Below are 653 nucleotides of genomic sequence, written 5' to 3'. Positions count from 1 at the left end.
ACCCAGCCATGGCCCAGCTCCGTGTCGGCGTCGGTAGCCACACCGTCGTTCATGAGCTGGACGCTGGCCCGGGTCAGAGTCATCTCGCCCAGGTTGAAGGCATTGCCGGTGCCGCCCATGCGGCCGCGCACCATGGCCATGCCTACCTCGGGGCCACGCACGCAGCGGTAGTCGGGGGTAATGCCCAACCGCGCCCATTGTTCGGCCAGGCGCTCACGGGGGGTCAGCGCGAGAATGCGCTGACGTCGTGCAGAGGTCATGCAGACACCTCGTCAGTCAGTGAGTCAGGGAAATCTATGTGATAGGCCAGCCGATCGGCCCGGGCGCGGCTGATCGAGACCTCGACCAGGCTGCCGTCGGCATCCACGTTGTCGCTGGTCAGCTGGAGCAGCGGCGCCTGATGGGCACAGCAAAGCAGGCGTTGATCCTCGCGATCGGCGCTGCTTGCCTCGATGCGCACGCGCTTGCGGTGCAGTCGCAAGCCATAGTGCTGATCAAGCAGGGCCCTAGTGGACCCACCGCGATAGCGCTCAAGCCAACCAGGAACGCGCTCGGGGTCGAACCAGTGGCGCAGGCGCATGAGAGGCGCATCGTCCACCCAGCGCAGGGTATCCACGGCGATCAAATGTGAATCGGCGGCCAGGCCGAAACGC

2 protein-coding genes are annotated in these 653 nt (G+C 66.0%); both read right to left on the bottom strand.

Annotated features, from left to right (window positions below; translation table 11 throughout):
* Positions 1-260: phosphonate C-P lyase system protein PhnG (locus Q673_RS20470; RefSeq protein ID WP_023004494.1), on the bottom strand; the 260-nt coding region annotated here is incomplete at its 3' end.
* Positions 257-653 (bottom strand): GntR family transcriptional regulator (locus Q673_RS20465; RefSeq protein ID WP_023004493.1); only part of this gene is annotated, 397 nt, incomplete at its 5' end. The genes Q673_RS20465 and Q673_RS20470, both read right to left, overlap by 4 nt.

This window comes from Halomonas sp. PBN3 (assembly GCF_000475415.1).
GTDB lineage: Bacteria > Pseudomonadota > Gammaproteobacteria > Pseudomonadales > Halomonadaceae > Halomonas > Halomonas shengliensis.
This window is presented reverse-complemented; position numbering and strand designations above follow the sequence as displayed.